The organism is Halorubrum sp. SD612 (assembly GCF_002135005.1).
The window spans coordinates 1-4,235 of sequence record NZ_NEWI01000187.1; the positions used below are offsets into that span (position 1 = coordinate 1).

9 protein-coding genes are annotated in these 4,235 nt (G+C 72.0%); 7 read left to right on the forward strand and 2 right to left on the reverse strand.

Going from position 1 to position 4,235, the window contains the following annotated elements; all coding sequences use genetic code 11:
* The first annotated feature begins 77 nt into the window (after positions 1-77).
* The 7 genes from B9G38_RS14625 to B9G38_RS14655 all read left to right on the forward strand — a co-directional run bounded on the left by B9G38_RS14625 (position 78) and on the right by B9G38_RS14655 (position 2,340).
* A complete protein-coding gene (locus B9G38_RS14625; protein WP_086220860.1) occupies positions 78-344 on the forward strand; it encodes a 50S ribosomal protein L37ae in 267 nt (88 codons plus the stop codon).
* Positions 345-347: 3 nt separating this feature from the next.
* Entirely contained in the window at positions 348-482 is a 135-nt protein-coding gene (locus B9G38_RS14630; protein ID WP_086220861.1) for a DNA-directed RNA polymerase subunit P, read from the forward strand.
* A 27-nt stretch (positions 483-509) separates the two neighbouring features.
* Positions 510-761, forward strand: coding sequence for a KEOPS complex subunit Pcc1 (locus B9G38_RS14635; RefSeq protein ID WP_086220862.1), 252 nt, complete (start codon positions 510-512; stop codon positions 759-761).
* Positions 762-869: 108 nt separating this feature from the next.
* Positions 870-1,253, forward strand: coding sequence for a prefoldin subunit beta (locus B9G38_RS14640; protein WP_086220867.1), 384 nt, complete (start codon positions 870-872; stop codon positions 1,251-1,253).
* Between the two features lie 4 nt (positions 1,254-1,257).
* The gene (locus B9G38_RS14645) at positions 1,258-1,524 is read left to right on the forward strand and encodes a DUF3194 domain-containing protein (protein WP_086220863.1); all 267 of its coding nucleotides are present in this window, start codon (positions 1,258-1,260) and stop codon (positions 1,522-1,524) included.
* 169 nt (positions 1,525-1,693) lie between these two features.
* Positions 1,694-1,891 carry an HVO_0649 family zinc finger protein gene (locus B9G38_RS14650; protein WP_086220864.1) on the forward strand — a complete coding sequence of 66 codons (198 nt, stop codon included), beginning with the start codon at positions 1,694-1,696 and terminating at the stop codon, positions 1,889-1,891.
* A gap of 23 nt (positions 1,892-1,914) precedes the next feature.
* Positions 1,915-2,340 carry a universal stress protein gene (locus B9G38_RS14655; protein ID WP_086220865.1) on the forward strand — a complete coding sequence of 142 codons (426 nt, stop codon included), beginning with the start codon at positions 1,915-1,917 and terminating at the stop codon, positions 2,338-2,340.
* A 28-nt stretch (positions 2,341-2,368) separates the two neighbouring features.
* Here B9G38_RS14655 and B9G38_RS14660 read toward each other — a convergent pair whose 3' ends face one another.
* Both B9G38_RS14660 and B9G38_RS14665 read right to left on the reverse strand, forming a co-directional pair.
* Positions 2,369-2,923 carry a GMP synthase subunit A gene (locus tag B9G38_RS14660; protein WP_086220866.1) on the reverse strand — a complete coding sequence of 185 codons (555 nt, stop codon included), beginning with the start codon at positions 2,921-2,923 and terminating at the stop codon, positions 2,369-2,371.
* 104 nt (positions 2,924-3,027) lie between these two features.
* Positions 3,028-4,235: tRNA pseudouridine(13) synthase TruD (locus tag B9G38_RS14665; protein ID WP_086220868.1), on the reverse strand; the 1,208-nt coding region annotated here is incomplete at its 5' end.

A 4,235-nucleotide genomic window follows, 5' to 3' on the forward strand; every position in this document is an offset into this window, starting at 1 on the left:
TTCTCTCGTCGCGCGTGACTTTCCAACCGCCGCGACTCGCAGCCTTTTTACCTACGCTGGCGGTAGAAGTGGCTACTATGGCTGAGGACAAGGCTCGAAGCACCGGCAGCGCGGGCCGATTCGGCGCCCGCTACGGCCGGGTCTCCCGCAAGCGGGTCCAGGACATCGAAGAGGAGATGCGCAACGCGACCGTCGACGGCGACGACGTCACGCGCAAGGGCACCGGCATCTGGGTCAACGAGGAGACCGGCGAGACGTTCACGGGCGGCGCGTACCGCCCCGAGACGCCCGGCGGTCGCACCGTCCGCCGCTCCATCCGCGCCGCGCTCGCCGACGAGGAATAGGACATGAGCTACAAGTGCTCCCGCTGTAAGCGCGACGTCACCCTCGACGAGTACGGCGGCGTGCGCTGCCCGTACTGCGGCCACCGCGTCCTGCTGAAGGAGCGCGGCGGCGGCATCGTGGAAGTCGACGTCGAGTAACGCCGTCTCCCCCACCCATCTCGGACCGTGACGCGCGCACACGAGACGGTCCTCTCTTTCAGTTACCCCACCGAGCGACGCGCTCGCGTCGTGGCCGACGCGCTCGGTCCCGAGGTCGGCGAGATCGACGACGCCCGCTCGACCGCGGCCGTCGACCGCGAGGGCGACGCGGTCCGCGTCCGCGTGGCCGCGGACGACCTCGTGGCGCTGCGCGCCGGCGTCAACAGCTGGTCGCGGCTGGTCGCGGTCGCCGAGCGCGTCGGCGCGTTCGACGGCTAAACCGACGCGAGCGCTCCCGAATCCCCTCCTATTTCCGACTTGCCGGGACGGGAGAGATGTAGTGGGTTTTTCCGTCCGGGCCGCCTCGGTCCGCCCATGCAAGGGAACATGCCGCCCGAGGCACAGGAGAAGATCGAGGAACTGCAGGAGCTTCAGGAGACCGCACAGCAGGTCGCCGAGCAGAGAGAGCAGGCGCAGTCCGCGCTCAACGAGTCGAAGACCGCCCTCGACGCCCTCGAAGACGTCGACGAGGACGCGGGGATGTACCGCGAGATCGGCGAGGTCCTCGTCGAGACGGACTACGAGTCCGCCTACGACGACCTCGAGAACAAGGTCGACTCGCTCGAAGTCCGCGTCGAGCAGCTCGAAAAGCAGGAGGAGCGCGTCGAGGAGCAGTTCGACGACCTCCAGAGCGAGCTCCAGCAGATGCTCCAGGGCGGCGCGGGCGGCGGCCCGATGGGACCGGGCGGCCCGGGCGCCGGCGGCGCGTAAGGCCGTGCCCGACGACGCCGACGACGCCTCGGAGCCGAGCGACGACGAGGTCGTTCGCACCGCCGCGGAGGCGGCCGAGGGGATCGTGTTCAAACACTACGACCAGTCCGCGGTCACGGACCTGGACGTCACCGTCACGTTCGAGGACGGCGTCCTCGACGTCGACGTCTACCTCAACGCGCCCGAGGACGCCGACCCGGACCCCGAGGCGGTCGCGCAGGAGGCGGTCGAGACCGCGGGCGAGGCCGTCGACGAACTGTTCGCGGCGTAGGGCGGTCCGCCGCTTTTCGCGACCGTCGCGTTGACCGCGGACTGCCGCGCTAACTGCGGACTGCCGCGCTGACCGAAGCCGTGAGCGGCGCGCACGTCGGTTGCGCGCTTCCGGTCTCCGATCCCGACGATCAATAATTATTAATCATGTTACTGTGTATTGGTACCGCATGTCGTCCAGCTACGGCGGCACGTCGGCGTTCGATCGGCTCCGCGCGCGGCTCGACGGGCGCTCTCGCGCCTGCGAGGAGTGCGGGTTCGTCGACGAGGGGGGCGCGTGGGAGGCCGTGACGACGGGCGCGACCGTCGAGTACCGGCGGGAGTGTCCGAGCTGCGGGACCGAGCGCGTTCGGCGGTATCGGCTCTGAACGGGTGCGGGAGACGGACCCGGATGTACGACGCGATCCTCTGTCCGACCGACGGGAGCGCGGGGAGCGACGCCGCGGTCGAGCAGGCGTGCGGCCTCGCCGCGCTGACGGGCGCCCGGATCCACGCGCTGTTCGTCGTCGACGAGGGGATCGCCGGCGCCGACGGGCGGGACCTGGTCGTCGAGCGCGAGGAGGAGCGGGGCGAGGGCGCGCTCGACGCGGTCGCCGAGGCGGGCGGAGAGCGGGGAGTCGAGACCGAGCTCCACCTCCGCCGCGGCCGCCCGCACGAGGAGATCCTCGACGCGGCGACCGACTACGGGGCCGACCTGATAGTGATGGGAACCCACGGCCGCACCGGGATCGGCCGCTTCGTCACGGCGGGGTCGGTCGCCGAGCGGGTCGTGCGGCACAGCGAGCTCCCGGTGTTGACGGCGCACGTCGGAGGGTGACGCACCGAGCGGCGGCGCCGTCGCTCTCTCAGGCCGACTCGCAGATCGCGACGAAGTTCTCGAAGACCTCCTCGCCGCGCTCCGTGTGCGCGACCTCGGGGTGCCACTGGACGCCGTACAGCCCGGCGTCCGGGTTCGACATCGCCTCGATGCCGCAGACGTCGGAGGTGGCCGTGCGGCCGAACCCCTCCGGCAGCGCCGTCACCTCGTCGGCGTGAGAGGCCCAGACGCGGGTCTCGGGCGCGAGCGAGCCGACGAGCGGGTCCTCGTCGTCGACGATCTCGACGTCGACGTCGGCGTAGCCGCCGTAGTCGCCCTCCCCCACCGCGCCGTCGAGTTCGCTGGCGATCAGCTGCATCCCCAGGCAGATACCGAGGACCGGCATATCGCGGTCGAGGTAGTCCGGCGCGTTGCCGACGCGGTCCATGTCCGGGCCGCCCGAGAGGACGACCCCGTCCGCGTCGACCTCGTCGGCCGGCGTCTCCGCCGAGACGATCTCGGTGTCGACGCCGAGGTCGCGGAGCGCCCGCCGTTCGAGGTGGGTGAACTGGCCGTGGAGGTCGATGACGACGATCCGGGTCATGGCCTCGCTTGACGGCTGTCGCACAAAAACGGCTCGGAACGGGTCGCAATATCGTGGTGGTTTCGACCGCTGAAATCACCCAGTAAGACACGACCGTGGATCGATCAGAGGTCGAGCGGACCGCTCTTCGTGAACTCGCGGAGCAGTACCGTCGCGTACGAGCCGCTCGGGAGCGCGAACGCGAACCGGGGGTCGCCGTCCGCGAATGTCACGTCGAGGTCCGTGCGCAGGAGGACCGCCCGCCGGGTCCCGCGGGAGTCGAACTCGCCGGGGAGGTCGAAGTCGCCCGGCTCGATCCCGGCGTCGGCGAGGACCTCGCGCTCGATCTCGCCCGGCTCGCCGTCGCCGAGCGCCGTCTCGGTGCCGACGAGCGGCGCGGTGACGAACGCCCGCCCGCGCTCGCAGTGCCGCGAGACCACGTCGACCCGGTCGGCGTCGACCCGCTGGAGCCGGTCGGTGTCGGGCGCGTACAGCGCCGCCGGCGCGTCGCCGTCGGCGAAACACACCACGTCGCCGGCGACGGGGCGGTCGAACGGGAGCCCCCGACGGAGCCGCTCGCTCACGATTCGGTTGAACAGGTACGACTGCGCGGCGTTGACGAACAGCCGCTGGAGGTTCGAGGGCACGGCCTCCAGCGCGTGCCACCAGTCGTCGTGGTCCGCCGGCGCGTCGGCGGCGACGCCCCGGTCGGCGAGCCGGTGGACCATCGAGCGCTCGAACCGGAGCTTGCCGGGGATCGCGTCGAGGCAGGCGGCCCAGTCGCCGTCGCCCGTGCCGTCGGCGGCGGGGTCGTCGTCGGCTTCGGAGTCCCCGCCGACGCCGAACGCCGCGTCGACCCGGTCGAGCGCGGCCCGGGTGTCGTCGGGCTCCGTCTCGGCCGGGTTGCCCGCGTACAGCCGGACCGCCTCGCGCGGGTCCTCCCGTGCGATCGCGAGCCCCACGAGGTGCGTCACCGGGCGGCGGCTACCGAACCGCTGCTGGCCGAAGTAGTTCGGGACGCCGACGGTCGCCTCGATCCGAACGTCGCCCTCATCGTCGGGAGGGGCCTCTCCGCCGCCCGCGACCGCCCGGCGGTCCCGCACCGCGGCGGCGACGCGCTCGGGGGCGTCGTCGACCGCGTCCGCGACGCGGATCTCGAAGGCGTTGCCCGCGAGGTCGCCGAACGAGAGGCTCCGCCCCGCCCGGCCGAGCGCCTCGACCTCGGCGCCGCGGACCTCGGGGAGCCCGTCCACGCCGACCCCGCGGACCGTGAACACCTGCGTGGTGACGGCGCCCTTGTGCCTCATACCCACACACGAGACGCGCGCCCGGC

Coding starts and splice junctions, on each gene's coding strand:
- B9G38_RS14625 (WP_086220860.1), top strand. CDS start 78: ATGGCTGAGGACAAGGCTCGAAGCACCGGCAGCGCGGGCCGATTCGGC.
- B9G38_RS14630 (WP_086220861.1), top strand. CDS start 348: ATGAGCTACAAGTGCTCCCGCTGTAAGCGCGACGTCACCCTCGACGAG.
- B9G38_RS14640 (WP_086220867.1), top strand. CDS start 870: ATGCCGCCCGAGGCACAGGAGAAGATCGAGGAACTGCAGGAGCTTCAG.
- B9G38_RS14650 (WP_086220864.1), top strand. CDS start 1,694: ATGTCGTCCAGCTACGGCGGCACGTCGGCGTTCGATCGGCTCCGCGCG.
- B9G38_RS14655 (WP_086220865.1), top strand. CDS start 1,915: ATGTACGACGCGATCCTCTGTCCGACCGACGGGAGCGCGGGGAGCGAC.
- B9G38_RS14660 (WP_086220866.1), bottom strand. CDS start 2,923: ATGACCCGGATCGTCGTCATCGACCTCCACGGCCAGTTCACCCACCTC.